This window comes from Enterobacter sp. 3U4, assembly GCF_057224565.1.
Genome location: NZ_CP136665.1, coordinates 4,000,409 through 4,018,393 on the forward strand (window position 1 = coordinate 4,000,409; position 17,985 = coordinate 4,018,393).

17 protein-coding genes, 1 pseudogene and 1 other annotated feature are annotated in these 17,985 nt (G+C 58.0%); of the genes and pseudogenes, 4 read left to right on the forward strand and 14 right to left on the reverse strand.

Annotation, left to right across the window (positions count from 1 at the left end):
* Positions 1-3 precede the first annotated feature (3 nt).
* Entirely contained in the window at positions 4-930 is a 927-nt protein-coding gene (gene dsdC, locus RVY89_RS19100) for a DNA-binding transcriptional regulator DsdC (protein ID WP_484826167.1), read from the reverse strand.
* Positions 931-1,134: 204 nt separating this feature from the next.
* Between dsdC and dsdX the strand changes: the two genes are divergently transcribed.
* On the forward strand, positions 1,135-2,472 hold the full coding sequence (dsdX, locus tag RVY89_RS19105) for a D-serine transporter DsdX (protein WP_023309824.1): 1,338 nt from the start codon (positions 1,135-1,137) through the stop codon (positions 2,470-2,472).
* A 17-nt stretch (positions 2,473-2,489) separates the two neighbouring features.
* A complete protein-coding gene (gene dsdA / locus RVY89_RS19110; RefSeq protein WP_484826168.1) occupies positions 2,490-3,776 on the forward strand; it encodes a D-serine ammonia-lyase in 1,287 nt (428 codons plus the stop codon).
* Positions 3,777-3,810: 34 nt separating this feature from the next.
* Here dsdA and RVY89_RS19115 read toward each other — a convergent pair whose 3' ends face one another.
* From RVY89_RS19115 to RVY89_RS19130, 4 genes are all read right to left on the reverse strand, one after another.
* Entirely contained in the window at positions 3,811-4,158 is a 348-nt protein-coding gene (locus tag RVY89_RS19115) for a DUF202 domain-containing protein (protein ID WP_484826169.1), read from the reverse strand.
* Positions 4,148-4,495 (reverse strand): YidH family protein, encoded by a 348-nt coding sequence (locus tag RVY89_RS19120; protein ID WP_484826170.1) that lies wholly within the window; start codon positions 4,493-4,495, stop codon positions 4,148-4,150. Before RVY89_RS19120 ends, RVY89_RS19115 begins: the two co-directional genes overlap by 11 nt.
* A gap of 92 nt (positions 4,496-4,587) precedes the next feature.
* Positions 4,588-5,910 carry a 6-phospho-alpha-glucosidase gene (locus RVY89_RS19125; RefSeq protein WP_484826171.1) on the reverse strand — a complete coding sequence of 441 codons (1,323 nt, stop codon included), beginning with the start codon at positions 5,908-5,910 and terminating at the stop codon, positions 4,588-4,590.
* The gene (locus RVY89_RS19130) at positions 5,907-7,529 is read right to left on the reverse strand and encodes an alpha-glucoside-specific PTS transporter subunit IIBC (protein ID WP_063622958.1); all 1,623 of its coding nucleotides are present in this window, start codon (positions 7,527-7,529) and stop codon (positions 5,907-5,909) included. Before RVY89_RS19130 ends, RVY89_RS19125 begins: the two co-directional genes overlap by 4 nt.
* A gap of 221 nt (positions 7,530-7,750) precedes the next feature.
* Between RVY89_RS19130 and RVY89_RS19135 the strand changes: the two are divergent.
* Positions 7,751-8,486 (forward strand): annotated as a pseudogene (locus RVY89_RS19135) (GntR family transcriptional regulator).
* Here the strand turns inward: RVY89_RS19135 and RVY89_RS19140 are convergent.
* The 3 genes from RVY89_RS19140 to ibpA all read right to left on the reverse strand — a co-directional run bounded on the left by RVY89_RS19140 (position 8,454) and on the right by ibpA (position 11,255).
* Positions 8,454-10,115 (reverse strand): putative transporter, encoded by a 1,662-nt coding sequence (locus tag RVY89_RS19140; RefSeq protein WP_148769890.1) that lies wholly within the window; start codon positions 10,113-10,115, stop codon positions 8,454-8,456. The pseudogene RVY89_RS19135 and the gene RVY89_RS19140 sit on opposite strands and share 33 nt — an antisense overlap.
* A gap of 165 nt (positions 10,116-10,280) precedes the next feature.
* Positions 10,281-10,709: a small heat shock chaperone IbpB gene (gene ibpB / locus RVY89_RS19145; protein ID WP_008500161.1), complete on the reverse strand. Its 429-nt coding sequence runs from the start codon at positions 10,707-10,709 to the stop codon at positions 10,281-10,283.
* A gap of 135 nt (positions 10,710-10,844) precedes the next feature.
* Positions 10,845-11,255 (reverse strand): small heat shock chaperone IbpA, encoded by a 411-nt coding sequence (gene ibpA / locus RVY89_RS19150; RefSeq protein ID WP_008500162.1) that lies wholly within the window; start codon positions 11,253-11,255, stop codon positions 10,845-10,847.
* Positions 11,249-11,320, reverse strand: a sequence feature (ROSE (Repression Of Heat Shock gene Expression) occurs in the 5'-region of heat shock genes and acts as an RNA thermometer to modulate expression.). It overlaps the preceding gene by 7 nt.
* A gap of 249 nt (positions 11,321-11,569) precedes the next feature.
* On the opposite strand from ibpA, the gene RVY89_RS19155 reads away from it, so the two are divergent.
* Positions 11,570-11,902, forward strand: coding sequence for a YceK/YidQ family lipoprotein (locus RVY89_RS19155; RefSeq protein WP_484826172.1), 333 nt, complete (start codon positions 11,570-11,572; stop codon positions 11,900-11,902).
* Here the strand turns inward: RVY89_RS19155 and RVY89_RS19160 are convergent.
* The 6 genes from RVY89_RS19160 to dgoR form a co-directional block, all read right to left on the reverse strand.
* The gene (locus tag RVY89_RS19160; protein ID WP_484826173.1) at positions 11,899-13,128 is read right to left on the reverse strand and encodes a YidR family protein; all 1,230 of its coding nucleotides are present in this window, start codon (positions 13,126-13,128) and stop codon (positions 11,899-11,901) included. The genes RVY89_RS19155 and RVY89_RS19160 overlap by 4 nt on opposite strands.
* Before the next feature lie 51 nt (positions 13,129-13,179).
* A complete protein-coding gene (locus RVY89_RS19165; RefSeq protein ID WP_109845943.1) occupies positions 13,180-14,517 on the reverse strand; it encodes an MFS transporter in 1,338 nt (445 codons plus the stop codon).
* Between the two features lie 78 nt (positions 14,518-14,595).
* A complete protein-coding gene (gene dgoD, locus RVY89_RS19170; protein WP_484826174.1) occupies positions 14,596-15,744 on the reverse strand; it encodes a galactonate dehydratase in 1,149 nt (382 codons plus the stop codon).
* Entirely contained in the window at positions 15,741-16,358 is a 618-nt protein-coding gene (locus RVY89_RS19175; protein ID WP_484826175.1) for a 2-dehydro-3-deoxy-6-phosphogalactonate aldolase, read from the reverse strand. Before RVY89_RS19175 ends, dgoD begins: the two co-directional genes overlap by 4 nt.
* Positions 16,342-17,220, reverse strand: coding sequence for a 2-dehydro-3-deoxygalactonokinase (locus RVY89_RS19180; protein ID WP_484826176.1), 879 nt, complete (start codon positions 17,218-17,220; stop codon positions 16,342-16,344). Before RVY89_RS19180 ends, RVY89_RS19175 begins: the two co-directional genes overlap by 17 nt.
* Positions 17,217-17,906 (reverse strand): D-galactonate utilization transcriptional regulator DgoR, encoded by a 690-nt coding sequence (gene dgoR, locus RVY89_RS19185; protein WP_003861109.1) that lies wholly within the window; start codon positions 17,904-17,906, stop codon positions 17,217-17,219. Before dgoR ends, RVY89_RS19180 begins: the two co-directional genes overlap by 4 nt.
* Positions 17,907-17,985 lie beyond the last annotated feature (79 nt).

Sequence of the window (17,985 nt, forward strand, 5' to 3'; positions counted from 1 at the left end):
TCTTCAACCTGCCAGTTCTCTCAGCCAGCCGATAAAGGCATCTATTTTCGGCCACTGACGGCCAGAAAGCGTCGAAATATAGTAGTGCTGATGACATTTCAGGGTCTTTTCGCCAAACGGGGCAATCAGCTCGCCTCGTTCCAGCCGTTTCTGCACCAGCCGCTTTCTGCCCATCGCGACGCCTACGTGGTTGATGGCCGCAATAATCGCCAAATCAGAACGATCGAAACCAATGCCAGACGATGGCGGCATGTTCACCGCAAAGTGCTGCGCCCAGCTCAGCCACTCATCCGTACCGGAATCATTGCTCCAGGCCTGACGGTCATGCAGCAGCGTGCAGTGGCTGAGATTATCGAAGTTTTTCAGCAGTTCATGCTCGCGGGCATACTGCGGTGAGCAGACGGGCAAAATCTCCTCATCCATCAGGAAGTGATGAGAAAGGTGGTTTGGCGGCGTATCGTCGAAATAGAGCGCCAGATCGACACCCGTTCGCTGCATATTAACGTAATCATTTCCGGTCAGGATGGTGAGCGAAATTGACGGGTAACGGCGGGTAAAGTCTCCCAGCATCGGTACCAGCCAGCACTGGGCGATCGACGGTCGGGAGTAGACCGTCAGCGTACCGGACAGCGCCTGGTTTTTGATATCCAGGATCTCCTGATTCAGGGTGTCGAGGGACGATTTTAGCGTCCAGTAAACGCGCTTTCCCTCCTGCGTCAGCTCGACTTTACGATGCGAGCGGACAAACAGCTGAATGCCCAGCTCCTCTTCCAGCAGGTTGATGCGGTGGCTTACCGCGCTGGGGCTAAGCGACAGCTCCTCCGCCGCCAGCGCGAAGGATTCATGCCGGGCCGCCACTTCAAAGGTGTACATTTTCGACAGCTGCCAGCCGTTTAACAGCCGGTTTCTGGCTTCATTTGCATCGGTCATCACAATTCTCACGCGTGGTTTCTGCGCTCAGCATACCGTTTAAGGGTGAATTTATGTGAACCTAATGCGGATTAAGTGCGCTTTTTAGAGCGTAGTCACTCAGTTGATCCAATCTGGCTCATCTGAACGCCAATTTATATCGTTTGTCAGCCCACGCCGCTTTTTCGTCCAATACCCCCAGATGACATAAGGGTGAGGTGAGATATGGGATCTCAGGTCTGGGTTGTGGCAACGCTGCTGGTCAGCATTGTGTTGATTGTTTTAACCATCGTAAAACTGAAGTTTCACCCGTTCCTCGCGCTGCTGCTGGCGAGCTTTTTCGTCGGCGCAATGATGGGAATGAGCCCGCTGGATATGGTAAACGCCATTGAGAGCGGGATTGGCGGCACGCTGGGCTTCCTGGCGGCAGTGATTGGTCTTGGCACCATTCTCGGCAAGATGATGGAGGTTTCCGGCGCAGCAGAGCGCATCGGGATCGCCCTTCAACGCTGCCGCTGGCTGTCAGCAGACGTGATTATGGTGCTGGTGGGCCTGATCTGCGGTATCACGCTGTTCGTGGAAGTGGGCGTGGTCCTGCTGATTCCGCTGGCGTTTTCCATCGCCAAAAAGACCAACACGTCGCTGCTCAAGCTGGCCATTCCGCTCTGTACCGCGCTGATGGCGGTGCACTGCGTGGTGCCTCCGCATCCTGCGGCCCTGTTTGTGACCAATAAATTAGGGGCGGACGTTGGAACGGTCATTGTCTACGGTTTGATGGTGGGCCTGATGGCCTCTCTGGTCGGCGGCCCGCTGTTCCTGAAACTGCTCGGCAATCGCCTGCCGTTTAAACCGGTTCCGGCGGAATTTTCAGACCTGAAGGTGCGGGAAGAGCACACCCTTCCGTCGCTGGGCGCCACGCTGTTCACGGTGCTGCTGCCGATTGCCCTGATGCTGGTGAAAACTATCGCCGAGCTGAATATGGCAAAAGAAGGCACGCTGTATACGCTGCTGGAATTTATTGGCAACCCGATCACCGCGATGTTTATCGCCGTGTTTGTCGCCTACTACCTGCTGGGGATCCGCCAGCATATGGGCATGGGCACGATGCTGACGCACACCGAGCACGGCTTCGGCTCTATCGCCAACATTTTGCTGATTATCGGCGCGGGCGGCGCGTTTAACGCCATCCTGAAAACCAGCGGGCTGGCGGACTCACTGGCGCATATTCTCTCGAACCTGCACATGCACCCTATCCTGCTCGCCTGGCTGGTGGCGCTGGTGCTGCATGCCGCCGTTGGCTCCGCGACGGTGGCGATGATGGGCGCCACGGCGATAGTCGCACCGATGCTGCCGCTCTACCCGAACGTCAGCCCGGAGATCATCACAATTGCCATCGGTTCCGGCGCAATTGGCTGCACAATCGTCACCGATTCCCTCTTCTGGCTGGTGAAGCAGTATTGCGGCGCGACCCTGAATGAGACCTTCAAATACTATACGACGGCGACGTTTATCGCCTCGGTGCTTGCACTTGGCGGCACATTCCTGCTTTCTTTCATTATCTGAGCGCGAAGAGACGTATTATGGAAAACGCAACTATCACTACTTTAACCGCACAGTTTCCTCTGGTTGAGGATCTGATTGCCCTGAAAGAAACCACCTGGCTTAACCCACGCACCACAACGCTTGCGGAGGGGTTGCCGTACGTCGGGCTGACCAAAGCCGATGTGGACGACGCACACGCTCGCCTGAAACGCTTCGCGCCGTATCTGGCGAAAGCCTTCCCGGAGACGGCAGCAACGGGCGGGATTATTGAATCCGAGCTGGTCGCCATTCCGGCAATGCAGGCGCGGCTGGAGAACGAGTCCGGGAAGACCATTCCCGGCACCCTGCTGCTGAAAAAAGACAGCCATCTGCCGATCTCCGGCTCGATTAAAGCGCGCGGCGGTATCTATGAGGTGCTGACCCACGCGGAAAAACTGGCGCTGGAGGCCGGATTGCTGAGCGTTGAAGACGACTACAGCGTTCTGCTGGAGCCGCGCTTTAAGGACTTCTTCAGCCAGTACAGCATCGCGGTCGGCTCAACCGGCAACCTCGGGATGTCCATCGGCATTATGAGCGCCCGCATCGGCTTTAAGGTGACGGTGCATATGTCTGCCGACGCCCGCGAGTGGAAGAAAGCCAAACTGCGCAGCCACGGCGTGATCGTCGTGGAATATGAGCAGGATTACGGCGTGGCGGTGGAGCAGGGACGCAAGGCGGCAGAAAGCGATCCTAACTGTTTCTTCATTGACGATGAAAACTCCCGCACCCTGTTCCTGGGCTACGCGGTGGCAGGCGAGCGGCTGAAGGCGCAGTTTGCCGCACAGGGCCGCGTGGTGGATGCCGATCATCCGCTGTACGTCTATCTACCGTGCGGCGTCGGCGGTGGTCCAGGCGGCGTAGCGTTTGGCCTGAAGCTGGCCTTTGGCGATAACGTCCACTGCTTCTTCGCGGAGCCCACGCACTCCCCGTGCATGCTGCTGGGCGTTTACACCGGGCTGCACGATGAGATTGCCGTGCAGGCTCTGGGCATTGATAACGTCACGGCAGCGGACGGGCTGGCGGTAGGACGCGCCTCCGGCTTCGTGGGCCGCGCGATGGAGCGCCTGCTCGACGGGTTCTATACGCTTTCCGATCGGAGCATGTACGACATGCTCGGCTGGCTGGCGCAGGAGGAAGGCATTCGGCTGGAACCCTCGGCGCTGGCGGGCATGGCCGGGCCGGTGCGCGTTCATTCGCATACCAACGTTACCCATCTGGTGTGGGCGACCGGCGGCGGGATGGTGCCGGAAGACGAGATGGCGAAGTATTTAGCAAAAGGCCGTTAATCGTAGGCCCGGTAAGGCGTAGCCGCCACCGGGCTTACAGGCTCACAATTTGCTGAATGTGAGTAACTGCAAAGAGTAAAGACAGAGACAGCACGGCCAGGGCGATCAGGAACTTATCCCGCACCGCTTTCGGCTGTACAAAATCGTTCTGCGCCACGTCCATCAGGTTACGGCTGCGGGTATAGCGCCATAAAACGATCGCCACCAGCGCCAGCACGATAAGCGAGATCCAGAACGGCACCCCGGTGCGGTGCCAGTTGTGCTTAATCGCCAGGGCAATCAGCGCGCCATACCCCAGCAGCGTGCGCAGCCAGGCGAGTGACGTCCGCTCCGGCTGCAGGCCGGGGTCCGCTTCGCGTCGCGCTTTGCGGCTATCCGCCATAGAACACCAGCACCATCACCACGCTCGCCACCGCCAGCAAAATCACGCTGATGATAAGTAATCCACGCGTATAGGGCAGATCCTGCTTCAGACGCATCGCCTTCTCATTGCGTAGCCAGCGCAGGTAGCCGTAAATCGCCAGCACGCCCGCAAACAGGCACAGCAGCAGCGCCAGCACCTCGCGAATCAGCGGCGTGGCGAAATCAGGCGCGAGCTGGTCGAGACCGACCCCGGCGGCAAGGAATCCCAGCGCGGTGCGGATCCACGCTAAAAACGTGCGTTCATTAGCCAGCGAGAAGCGGTAGTCCGGCGCTTCGCCGAGGCGGGAAATTTTCATGAAGGTTCCTTGTCGTGCTACGGGCAGGCTTCAGCATAGCGTAAATCAACCAGGACAAGGAGACCGGCATCGGGCGATGCCGGTCAGGACCATTAATGCAGCTCTGGCCAGTACTCTTTGTTGGCCTCGATCAGGTCATCCAGAATCGCCTTCGCAATGGACGCGCTCGGCACGGTTTTTGACAGGGTTATCGCCTGCCAGAGTTTCTGGTACGAGCGCTGCTCCCAGGCATCCACCACCAGTTTTTCCACCGCCACCTGCTGGCTCATCAGCCCTTTCTGGAAGTGTGGAATGTCGCCCACCGTAAGCGGCTCCGGCCCGTTATGGCCCACCAGGCACGGGATCTCCACCATCGCGTCGGCATCGAAGTTATGGATGGCCCCGTTGTTTGGCACAATCAGCAGCATCCGCTCCTGGGTGTTAAAGGCAATGGCGGTCGCCAGATCGACGATGTACGACGCGTGTTCATCGATTTCCAGATCGCCGGCGGAGGATTTTCCCGCCTCGATAATCGCCCGGCAGGAACTGAACACGTGCTTCTCACGGTGATCCATGACCTCATTGGCACGGGTGCGTTCCGGGTTGGAATGCGCGACCACGTAGTCCGGGAACAGGTAGTACTTCAGGTAGGTGTTCGGCATGGTGTCCGGATCCAACGCCTGCACGTCTTTTGCTTTAGCGAACGTATCGTTCCAGCTCGCTTCGGTATGCGCATCTTCTGAAGGCGGTACATAGCCGTTTTTCGCGACGTATTCGCGCAGCTTCGGCATCAGATCGTTGCCGTTTAGGTCTTCAATCGACGTCCACCAGCCGAAATGGTTCAGGCCGTAGTAGCGCACGCGCATCTCTTTGCGGTCTTTCAGGCCGACAATCTGCGCCATTCGCCCTTCAATGCCGATCGGCATATCGCAGATATTGAGGATTTTGGCGTTCGGACGCAGGCGGCGCGTGGCCTCCGCGACAATCGCCGCCGGGTTGGAGTAGTTCAGCATCCACGCGTTCGGAGAGTATTGCTCCATATAATCCACCAGCTCCAGCACGCCGCCGATAGAACGCATGCCGTAGGAGATGCCACCCGGTCCGCAGGTTTCCTGGCCCAGCACGCCGTGGCGCAGCGGGATTTTTTCATCTTTTTCGCGCATCGGGTATTTACCCACGCGGATATGCGCCATCACGAAATCGACATCGCTAAAGGCCGCTTTCGGATCGGTGGTGTAGCTGAATTCAATCTCCGGGGCCTGCTCCTTAAGGATGATTTTGCACGCTTCGGCGATGGTCTCCTGACGCGCGCCGTCGTTGTCATAGAACTTCAGGGCGCGCAGCGGGAAACGGTCACGGTTGGCTAACAGCATCAGGACGATACCAGGCGTAAAGGTGCTGCCGCCGCCTGCAATAACAACTGAGAATTTTTTCATGATATAGCCTCTGTCAGGGTGGTTTGTTCATTCGTTAAGGGGGTTTTCATCAGCGATTCCAGCTGGTCGCGCACCTGAGGAACGTGCAGACCGACAATCACCTGAATGCCGTTGCCGCGTCGCACCACGCCGTGGGCGCCGAGGGCTTTGAAGACGTCATCGCTTTGCGTTTTCGCCATATCGACCAGGGCGATGCGCAGGCGGGTGGCGCAGTTGTTGATGCTTTCGATGTTGGCCGCGCCGCCGAGCGCCTGCAGGAATCCGGCGGCCTGCCCGACCTGCTGGCTGGCCGCGGCCGGAGCGGTGGTTTGCCCGCGCGCCGCCTTATAGTCGGCCTTGCTGTAGAGCTTGATTTCGCTCTCTTCACGGCCCGGTGTTTTCAGGTTCAGACGCGCAATCAGCGTTTTGAAGACCACGAAGTAAATTCCGGTGAAGCAGACGCCGATGCCGATCTGGGTGAATACCGTCGCGGCGTGGTTATGGAACATCGGGATCCAGTTTTGCGGCAGGAACTGGTCCAGCAGGCCGCCACCCATGTTCCCGACCACGCCGAAGGCGTACATCACCGTCGCCATGGTTGCTGCCAGCACGGCGTGAACGGCAAACAGCAGCGGCGAGATAAACAGGAAGGTGAATTCGAGCGGTTCAGTAATGCCCACCAGCACGGCGGTGAGCGTGGCCGGGACCAGCAGCCCCGCGACCTTGACGCGGTTTTCCGGCGACGCGGTGTACCAGATCGCCAGCGCAATCCCGACCGAGCCGAACACTTTTGAGTTACCGTGCAGGGCGAAGCCGCCTTCCGGGAAGAGGGTTTTCAGCGGCAGCGTGCTCTGGCTGAACTCCTGCAGATGCTGCGCCCAGTAGACCTGAATCCCACCCTCAACCGCCGCCGGGCCGAAGATGAACGGACCGTAGACGAAGTGGTGCAATCCGGTTGGGATCAGAATGCGTTCCAGGAAGGTATACACCCACACGCCCAGCGCCCCGGCAGAGCGCAGGAACGCCTGCAGGGACTCAATGCCCATCTGCACTTTCGGCCAACCCAGCAGCGTCAGCCAGGCGCAGGGAATCATGACGAAGAACGCGAGGATAACGACAAACGAGCTGCCCTGGAAAATCCCCAGAAACACCGGCAGCGGCTTGTCAAAATAGCGGTTGTGGATGGCGGTGACGATGCCTGAAATCACGATGGCTCCGATGATGCTGGTATCGAGCGTTTTGATGCCGGCAATCATCGCCAGCCCGCTACCCGCCGTCGGTTCGGCGGAGAAGTCGACGCCAAAGAAGTGGCCCCAGGTCATCCCCATCGCGTTGATGAAGTAGTTCCAGGTCAGGAAACTAATTAGCACCGCCAGACAGGCGCGGCCCTGCGCCTGCTTCGCCAGGCCAATCGGCAGGCCGACGGCAAAAATCAGCGGCATATTGCGAAACACCGCCCAGCCGCCCTCTTCAATGATGTGAACGATCTGCGCGAAAAGATGATCGGGGGCGGTTAAGGCTTCGCCGACAAACAGCGGGTTGCGAAGCATGATGGCGATTCCCACCACGATCCCGGCGAACGGAAACAGCAACACCGGGGTAAACATGGCACCGCCAAAACGTTGTATTTGACTGAGCATTTTTAAATCCTCATGAAACAACCTGTAGGGGTAGAGGCCTTTATGGTTTTTTGCTGGCATGAGGTGAGCATAAGAACTTACTGATGCGCGAACATGGCGTGCCGCTGCGATTCGTGATCGCATTCATGGTTTTATTTTGACCAATCAGGTCTACTTTTTGCGGTAAATATGGACATGTCAGGACGCCATCCACGCCCTGATAGAGGCAGAGAGGTCTACTGGTGATCTACAAATCTATCGCCGACAGATTGCGGCTGCGGCTGAATTCGTCGGACTACAACATCGGCAGCCCGCTGCCGGGCGAAAAAGCGCTGGCGCAGGAGTTCGGCGTGGCGCGAATGACCATCCGCAAGGCGCTGGATCTGCTGGTGAGCTGGGGTCTGGTTGAGCGGCGGCACGTTTGTGTCGCGCAAAGACGTTCACCACGAAACCACCAACCTGACCGGGCTGGTGGAGGTGCTGCGTCAGCAGGGTAAAGAGGTACAGAGCAAGGTCTTACAGTTTGAAGTGATGGCCGCCCCGCCCGCCATCGCCAGCCAGCTTCGGATTCAGGTGGATGAGCGGATCTACTTTTCCCGACGGGTGCGCTACGTGGACGGAAAACCGCTGATGCTGGAGGACAGCTTTATGCCGGTGAAGCTGTTTCGCAACCTCTCTCTGGCACATCTTGAAGGGTCTAAGTTTGATTACATCGAGAAGGAGTGCGGGATCACCATCAGCGGCAACTACGAGAGCCTGACGCCGGTGCTGGCAGATAAAACGCTGGCGGGTTATATGAATCTTCCGGAACAAACGCCGCTGCTGCGCATTACGTCTCTTTCCTACAGCGACAGCGGCGAATTTCTCAATTATTCCGTGATGTTCCGAAACACCAGTGATTACCAGGTGGACTACCATCTGCGGCGCATCCACCCGGACGACCTGCTAGCCCATTCCCCAGAACAGCACCGCCAGTAGCTGCGGGGTGATGATGCGCAGGAACATCACCAGCGGATAGACGGTAGCATAGGAGAGCGCGGCCGCGCCGCTGGTGGCGTGCAGGTTGTTGGCAAAGGCCAGCGCTGGCGGATCGGTCATGGAGCCCGCCAGCATGCCGCACAGGGTCAGGTAGTTCATTTTGGCGAACATCCGCGCCAGTATGCCCACCGTCAGCAGCGGGATCGCCGTGATAAATATGCCGTAGCCGACCCAGCTCATCCCTTCGCCCTTGACCAGCGTATCAACAAAATCCCCGCCGGACTTCAGCCCGACCACCGCCAGGAACAGCACGATGCCCAGCTCGCGCAGCGCCAGGTTGGCGCTCGGCGGCATAAACCAGTAGAGCTTACCGATGCAGCCGATACGCCCGAGGATCAGCGCCATAATCAGCGGCCCGCCCGCCAGGCCCAGCTTGAGCGCAACCGGGAAGCCCGGCACGTACAGCGGAATAGAGCCGAGCAGCACGCCGAGCCCGATCCCGATAAACACCGGCAGCATCTGCACCTGCTGCAGTTTCTGCTGGGCGTTACCCACCATATCCGCCACGGCGTCGATGGACGACGGACGACCCACCAGGTTGAGGATATCCCCGAACTGCAGGCTGGCTTCCGGGCTGGCGACCAGCTCGACACCCGCACGGTTGAGACGTGAGATCACTACGTCGTAGCGTTCTTTTACCTGCAGATCGCGTATTTTTTTGCCCAGTACGTGCTCGTTAGTCACCACAACGCGTTCCACCCGCATATCGGTGCCGCGCGTTGAGAGCGAGGTATCCACTTCCTGACCAATCACCAGCCGCGCGTTGTTTAAATCGCCGGGCTGGCCGACCAGATGCAGCAGATCGCCCTGCTGAATAATGGTGCCGGGCGCGGGGACCATCAGCATATCGTCGCGCTTAAGGCGGGAGCAGATAATATTGGCGCTGTTCAGGATCGGCACGTCCTGAATCGCCATATTGTTCAGGTTGGGGTTATCAACCCGAATGTTGATGGTTTTGATCGGCATATGGCCGTTGGTGAGCGTGGTTTCGTGGTCCTTCGCCTCTTTATCGACGTTAATGCGAAACAGGACGCGGACCAGCCACATGGAGAGCAGAATGCCGCAAATACCAAACGGATAGGCCATGGCGTAGCTCATCCCCATCTGATCGACGATGCCGGGTTCGATGCCCAAATCGCGCAGGATTTGCTGGCCCGCGCCGAGCGCTGGCGTGTTGGTGACCGCCCCGGAGAAAATGCCCAGCACCACGGGTAGAGGGATAGCAAAGATTTTATGCAGAATGGCGGTGACCAGCCCGCCCATCACCACAATGCCGAGGGCAAACAGGTTGAGCCGCAATCCGGAGACACGAAGAGAGGCGAAGAAGCCCGGCCCCACCTGAATGCCGATGGTATAGACGAACAGGATCAGGCCGAACTCCTGGGTAAAGTGAAGCATTTCGGCGCTCAGCACCAGCCCGAGCTGGTCGGCAAAGTGGCCGACAAAAATGCCGCCAAACAGCACCCCGCCTATCCCAAACCCGACGCCGCGGATTTTGATATTCCCTATCCACAGGCCAACAACAGCGACCAGGGCCAACACGCTGACGGTTAACGCGATATCACTCATGATCCACTTCCTTGGCATAACCTTAGTTATGTCAAGGATTCTCTCAGAGCCGTGGGCGGTTGTATGGGCGATGGCGCACAAAAAAGCCCTGCCGGGGCAGGGCTTTAGCTTTTCACCCTCTCCCTGTGGGAGAGGGCCGGGGTGAGGGCATCAGCCCCCACACTATTAACTGTTTAACGCCGGCCGGTCGCTAATGGCGATACGCTGCGGCGCGATGGCTTCCGGCACGTTGCGGGTCAGGTCAATATGCAGCAGCCCGTTGGTAAACGTTGCGCCGGAGACGTCCATATGGTCTGCCAGGGTAAAGCTCAGGCTAAACGGCTGATTAACCAGCCCCTGATGCAGCCATTTGGTTTCGGTCTCTTGTTTCTCCGGCGTACCTTTCACGGTCAGACGCGTGCCTTCGAGCTGAATATCCAGATCCTCCTGACGGAAGCCGGCCAGCGCCAGGGTGATGCGATAGTGGTTATCGTCGCTTTTTTCGATGTTGTACGGCGGAAACGTCTGTTGCTCAGCGGTGTTTTGCAGGGCGTTAGCCAGTTTGTCAAAACCAATCCACTGACGAAGTAAGGGGGATAAATCGTAGTTACGCATACTAAATCTCCTTCTGAGAAGCGAGTTCGGCACAGTTTATTTTGTGCGCAGTTGTTCCTGCAAATCCGGATGGATTCGCATATGCTCCCGTTACGGCAAGCAAGTCTGGGTGGGCCGCTCGCGCGACCCGCATAATTAGTTAATTTCGATACGACGCGGTTTTTTCTCTTCCGGAATCACACGTTCCAGTTCGATAAACAGCAGGCCGTTGACCAGGTTCGCGCCTTTCACGTGAATGTTCTCGGCTAACTGGAACTTGCGTTCAAAGTTGCGCTCGGCGATGCCCTGGTAAAGGTAGGTACGTTCTTTCTGCTCGGCCGTATGGGAACCTTTCACCACCAGCAGGTTGTCCTGCGCGGTGATCTCCAGTTCGTTTTCTGCAAAACCGGCGACGGCAATGGCGATGCGGTAGTGGTTTTCGTCAACCAGCTCAACATTGTATGGAGGGTAGCCGTTGCTCTGGCTTTGGTTATTTTCTAAATGGTTAAACAGGCGGTCAAAACCAATTGCAGAACGGTATAGCGGAGAAAGATCGAAGTTACGCATAAATAAAACTCCTGAAATCAGCGAGAAAATTAAGCCTTCCACCATGGACAGGCCTTTGCGCCCCCCGAACACCCATCAGGCGAGTTCGTTATCGGGTCGTATTCTTAAAATGGGTCTGCTACCGGGCTTTTCAAGCGCGACGACTGCACTTTTTTTTGCACTTTCCTGCATCTCGCTTAGACTGGGACAACAGCACAAAGGGTTAAATTGCGATGGCTGCCACAGTGCGGGGTTATCGGGCTATCCATTTTGGATAAGGCTCGCTATAACCCTGAGTTGCAGGTCTATGCAGTGCCATTAACGATGACTGAGTGATGATGAAAAATGTTCTGATAAAGCTGACGACGTTCAGCGGGGTTGTTTTACTTTGCGGGTGTTCGAGCGTGATGTCTCACACCGGCGGTAAAGAAGGAACATATCCGGGGACGCGCGCCAGCGCGGCGATGATCTCCGATGACGATACAAACTGGGGCACCAAATCCCTGGTTATCCTGGATATGCCGTTTACGGCCGTGGCGGATACGCTTTTGCTGCCGTGGGATATGTTTCGTAAGGACAACTCCGTGCGCTCACGGGTAGAAAAAAGCGAGCAGGATAATCTGGCGACAAACGCCGTTATCCCGCCCGCGGCCATGCCTCCACGCTAGTTCTGTGTGGTTTCCGTTAACCAAAGCTGACGGAAACCCCCTGTCTCTTCCATCCACGCAATAAAGCGCCCGTCCGGGGAAAACACGACGGCATCAGCAGACGGCGGATTGCCGTGATCGGACGTCAAAAACGTCACCTCTCCGGTCTGTGCGTCGCAGCAGGCGATCCGGTTTTCAAGAACACATCCCAGCATGTTCCCGGAAGGGTGCCAGTTGAATGCAGACTGAATACCGCTCTCCGTATGGGTTAACTGGCGCGGCTCGCCGCCCTCAGGGGAGATCAGCCACAGCTGCACGATGCCGTTATCATCCCGCATCAGAAACGCAATCTGCGCCCCCTGCGGGTTGCTGCGAACCCAGTGACGAGGCACGTTCACCAGGCCCGGGAACGTCCTCTGGTGCGTAAAGGTCAAACGACGCTGCTCCACACCCGCAGGCGGTGCTGGCAGGGTATCCGTCGTGCCCTGTAGCGGCGCATCGCCCGCACGCTTCCAGCCCTGCTCGTCTCCCGGCAGGTCGACGATAAACAGTTCGGGTACTTTTTCGCCCTGCGAAGAAAGGGTATCTCCAATAAACGCCAGCCTGTCGTTGCCCACCCAACCCTCTTCGTAAGCGCGGTTGATTTCATCGCTGCCCGGCTGCGGGTTGGGCGTGGTGCGGCTAACCAGCACGCTCCAGAAAGTTCCCGAATATTCACGGGAATGGTTCCCCTGCGGGTTCACCGGGCCGTAAGGCGCAGCCACGCCGACGTTGCGTAAATCGAGCTTCGGATCGCGCTCGTGCAGCACGTGGTCGTTATAGGTGAAGCTGACAAGCTGCCCGTTCGGGCTGAAGACGTGCACATGGCTGCCGCCGCGCAGCGCGCCTGCGGTGTAGGGTGCAGTGATATCCATCGCGTCAAGATTGCTCACCTGTCCGTTGCAGGCAATGACTCCCTGGCGATGATGAAAATCGTAGTGCCAGTCTGCGTCCGGGTTTTTCGGGCCGTGGATAAAGACGTATTTGTTCTGTGCCGGATGAACGGTCACCACGCCGACGTGCGCGCCGTCGGTGGCACGATAGATCACCTCCACCTCACCCGTAGCGACATTGACCCGCTCAATGGTTTCGCCGGTAAATGACGCACCGGACGGGCGCACGTCGTAGACCAGCCACTGGCTGTCCGGCGTCCAGGTATTGATATTGGTCAGCTGGTGGTTGCGGGAAGCGAAGGTGATTTGTTTCATGAGGATACCCTGATGCACGGTGAGTGCATCAGGGTAAAACATCCGTAGAGATTAGCCTACTCGTTTCACATCACCCACCAGCAGGATGTAGGAGAGTGCGCCAATCAGCGCCACGGCGGAGATGTACACCAGCGCCGGGCCGAAGCCGTAGTCCTGCGCCAGGTAGCCGATGACCAGCGGTACGGTGATCCCGCCGAGCCCGCCGACAAAGTTGAACACGCCGCCGGTCAGGCCAATCAGCCGCATCGGCGCGAGGGACGACACCAGCGACCAGGTGATAGAGGCGAAACCGTTACCGAAGAACGCCACCGCCATCAGGGTCATAATCCAAACCGGATCGTTGGTGTAGTTGGCGCCCATGATGCAGGTTGAGATCAGCAGACCGCAGATAATCGGCGTTTTACGCGCCACGCCCAGCGAGTAGCCTTTTTTCACCAGCTTATCGGCCAGCCAGCCGGAGAGCAGCACGCCGAAAAACGCCGCGAGGAACGGCACGGTGGTCATAAAGCCCGCCTTCAGCGCCGTGATCCCCTTTTCCTGGGTCAGATAGTTCGGGAACCAGGTCAGGAAGAACCACAGCGTGGAGGTCACCGCGAATTGGCCCAGATAAACGCCCACCAGCTTACGGTGGAAAACCAGCTTCCAGTCCGCTTTGGTCAGCGGCTGGCGCGCCTCTTTTTTCACCGGTGCATCACCGTCCACCAGGCCACCGCCGTCGCGGATGTAGTCCAGCTCGGCTTTGGTGATGCTTTTGGTCAGACGCGGCGGCTGGTAAACCTTGAACCAGATCAGCGACCAGATAATACCAATCCCACCCGTGACGATGAATACCCAGTGCCAGCTCAGCAGCTCCTGGATCCAGATCAGCAGCGGCGTCAGGAACGCCAGGCCGACAAACTGCCCGGAGGTGTAAAAACCAACGGCGGAAGCGCGCTCGTGTTCCGGGAACCAGCTGGTCACCATGCGGTTGTTGGTAGGAAACGCGGGCGCTTCGAAAACCCCGGTAATGGCGCGCAGGCCAATCAGCGACATTAGCCCGGTCGCGAAGCCCTGGAAAAGGGTCGCCACGGACCAGCCGAATATGGCGATAAAATAGGTCAGACGTGAACCCACGCGGTCAAGGAACCAGCCACCCGGGATCTGGCATAGCGTATACAGCCAGGCAAACGCCGAGAAGACATAACCCATTTCCGCTTTGGTGATGCCAAACTCTTCCTGAATATGGGCCGATGCCACGGCAAGGTTGGCGCGGTCGACATAACAAATAACCACGGTAATAAAGATCATAATCAGCGTCAGGTAGCGGCGACGCCCGGTTTTTGTAGCGGTAACTGGAATATCCATCGCAATCTGTCTCCAGATTTTGGGCATAGCGAAGCCGCTCACCATGCCCTGTAATTTACAGAGGGTTATATTTTTGTATGTATGATTTTTGCCCGGAGGCTTACCGGGTCTACGGGATGGCGATTACCATTCCGCTACACTGCCATCTTCATGACGCCACAGCGGGTTACGCCAGTCCGGCGCTTGTTTACTCAGCTCAATGACTTTGGCTTCGTCAATTTCTACGCCAAGGCCCGGCTTCGTTAACGGTTTAAAGAAACCGCCTTCCATGCTGAAGTCTTCTTTATTTTTCACAAAATCGAGCAGTTCCGCGCCCTTGTTATAGTGAATCCCCATGCTCTGTTCCTGGAACACCGCGTTGCGGGAGACAAAGTCGACGTGCAGACAGGCAGCCAGCGCGATCGGTCCGAGCGGGCAGTGCGGCGCCAGCGCCACATCGTAAGCTTCGGCCATCCCGGCAATTTTGTAGCATTCGGTGATGCCGCCCGCGTGAGAGAGGTCAGGCTGCAGGATGGCAATGCCGCCCGCTTCCAGCACGCGTTTAAACTCAAAGCGCGAGAACATGCGTTCACCCGCCGCGATAGGAATGTGGGTCTGTTCAGCCAGTTTCGGATAGTACTCGGCCTGCTCGGCCAGCACCGGCTCTTCGATAAACAGCGGACGATACGGCTCCAGCTCTTTGATCAGCACTTTGGCCATCGGCGCGCTGACGCGGCCGTGAAAATCCAGACCAAACTCGATCTCGTTGCCGAAGGCTTCACGGATTTGCGCCACGGTATTGACCGCGCGATCCACCGCACGCGAGTTGTCGATAATGCCCATCTCTTCGCAGCCGTTGAGCTTGAAGGTATCAAAGCCAATGTTGCGCAACTGCGTGATGCCGTCGATGACTTCCGCAGGACGGTCGCCGCCGACCCAGCTGTAGGCTTTGATTTTGTCGCGCACCAGGCCGCCCATCAGCTGCCAGACCGGCGCGTTCAGCACTTTGCCTTTGATATCCCACAGCGCCTGGTCGATGCCGGCGATAGCGCTCATCAGGATCGGCCCCCCGCGGTAGAAGCCCGCGCGGTACATCACCTGCCACAGGTCGTTAATGCGCGCTGGATCCTGACCAATCAGGTATTCACCCAGCTCGTGCACCGCCGCTTCTACGGTGCGCGCACGCCCTTCAATCACCGGTTCGCCCCAGCCCACAATCCCTTCATCGGTTTCGATTTTGAGGAACATCCAGCGCGGGGGTAAACGGTACGTGGTGAGTTTGGTTATTTTCATTTCACTGCCTCTCGATACGCTTTCACAAATGCTGCCGCCTGCTGTGCGGTACGTTCCACGGACTGTCCGGCACGGTAAAGATCGCTACCCAGCCCCGCGCCCACACAGCCAGCGCCCATCCACTGGCCCAGGTTTTCTGGCGTTACGCCGCCCACGGCAAAGACCGGCACGCTGGCGGGCAATACCGCTTTCAGCGCTTTGATGTAGTCCGGACCAAAAGCCGATGACGGGAAAATTTTGAGCGACTGTGCGCCCGCATCCAGGGCAGTAAAGGCTTCCGTGGCGGTGGCGCAGCCCGGGCAGACGGTCATGCCGTAACCCACCGCGCGGCGGATCACCTCAGGCTGAATATTGGGCGTGACGATAAGCCTGCAGCCCATCTCCGCCAGCCGATCTACCTGCTCAGGCTGTAACACGGTGCCTGCGCCAATCAGCGCCCTATCGCCGAAGGCCTCCACCACGGCCGGTATGCTTTTTTCCCACTCGGGCGAGTTAAGCGGGATTTCCACCGCGTCGAACCCGGCGTCAATAACCGCGCCGACGTGGGCTAACGCCTCATCGGGCGTGATGCCGCGAAAAATCGCGATAAGGGGAAGATCAGTTTGCCACTGCATGAGCGATGCTCCTTATTCCTGCCTGAAATGCCGCGTCGCCGGATACCGTTGCAACATCTCGCCCAACGGCGCGGAACGCCTGCTCGTAGCGCGACGTCAGCGATGTGCCAGCGACAAGGGTGATGGCCTGCTCGTGCGCGACGAAATCACGCATGCTGGCGACCTCTGCGCCAATCAGCAGGCCGGAGAGAAATTCGCTGACCTTCTCGCGCGGGAGGTTTCCCAGCACGTGCGAGGCGCGAACCTCAAAAAGGTGCGGCAAAACGGCAGGAGAAGCGATCCCTCGTTCAAGCCCGGCAGCAAACGCCTCTGACGAGGCTGCCTGCTCCGGCAAACCGGCTCCCACCAGCGAATGGTTGAGCAGCAAATGGTGCAGCTCGCCGGTCATCACGGTGCGAAAATCGTGGATTTGCTCAGCGTCGGCCAGAACCCACTTGCAGTGCGTTCCGGGCATAACGTAGACAGAAGAAGGAGAAAGCGTACGCGCGCCAAGCAGCTGCGTCTCTTCGCCGCGCATCACGTTGTGGTTATCGTTGCGAGAGACGCACAAGCCGGGAATAATCCAGATATTGTCGCCAACGGACGTTAACTGCTCGCCAATAGCGGAGAAATGGGCGGGAATCGGCAGGTAAGGCGCGACCTTCCAGCCTACGTTACTGCCGACCATACCCGCCATCACTACAGGCGTGGCGCTATCGCGCCAGTTTTGTATGACCTCTGCTAACACCGCCTCGGGGGATTTACCGTTCAGGCGCGTCACGCCTGCTTCTGATTGCCTGCTCTCCAGGCACTGCTCGCCCTGGTACAGCCAGGCGCGCAGATTGGTCGATCCCCAGTCAATTGCGATGTAGCGAGATGTCATGTGATTTCCTTCAGCCTTCGTGTCGAGCTGGCAATCATGGTAAGTGCCGCCTGCTCTGCCGCATCGCCGTCCTGATGCCGTATCGCATCGAACAGCGCTTTATGTTCCTGGAGCGTTTTCGGCATGTTGGCCTCATCACCCATCCAGGTACGTTCAAATACTGCTCGCTGTAGCGAGCTGATCGCTACGCTAAGCTGCTGCAATACCGGGTTATGAACCGACTGCAGCACCGCTTCGTGGTAGCGAATGTCCGCCTCGTTAAACGCCTCCCGGTTCTGGTTATTAGCGATCATGTCGTTTAAAGCCGACTCAATCTGAGCCAAATCGCCGGAAGTTGCGCGTTCCGCCGCCCAGCGGGCGATGGCCGGTTCGACCAGGTTTCGTACTTCACTCATCGCGCCGATAAGCCGCGGGTCATAGTCGTTTTCCAGCACCCACTGCAGCACGTCGGTATCGAGGTAGTTCCACTGGTTACGCGGGGCAACAAACGCGCCGCGATAGCGCTTCATTTCAATCAGCCGCTTCGCCATCAGCGAACGGAACACTTCCCGGATGATGTTGCGCGAGGTTTCAAACTCCTCACACAGTTCGGCCTCCGCCGGCAGCGGCGAACCGGGAACATATTTGCCACCCACAATCTGGGTGCCCAGCGTGATGACAATGCGATCGGTTTTATTGAGAGTCATGGAGAGTCCTTGTGCTCTGTATGTCCATCCCTACTTTACCGCGACCGCTGAATTTCACATCACTTTTGCAGTACAAACG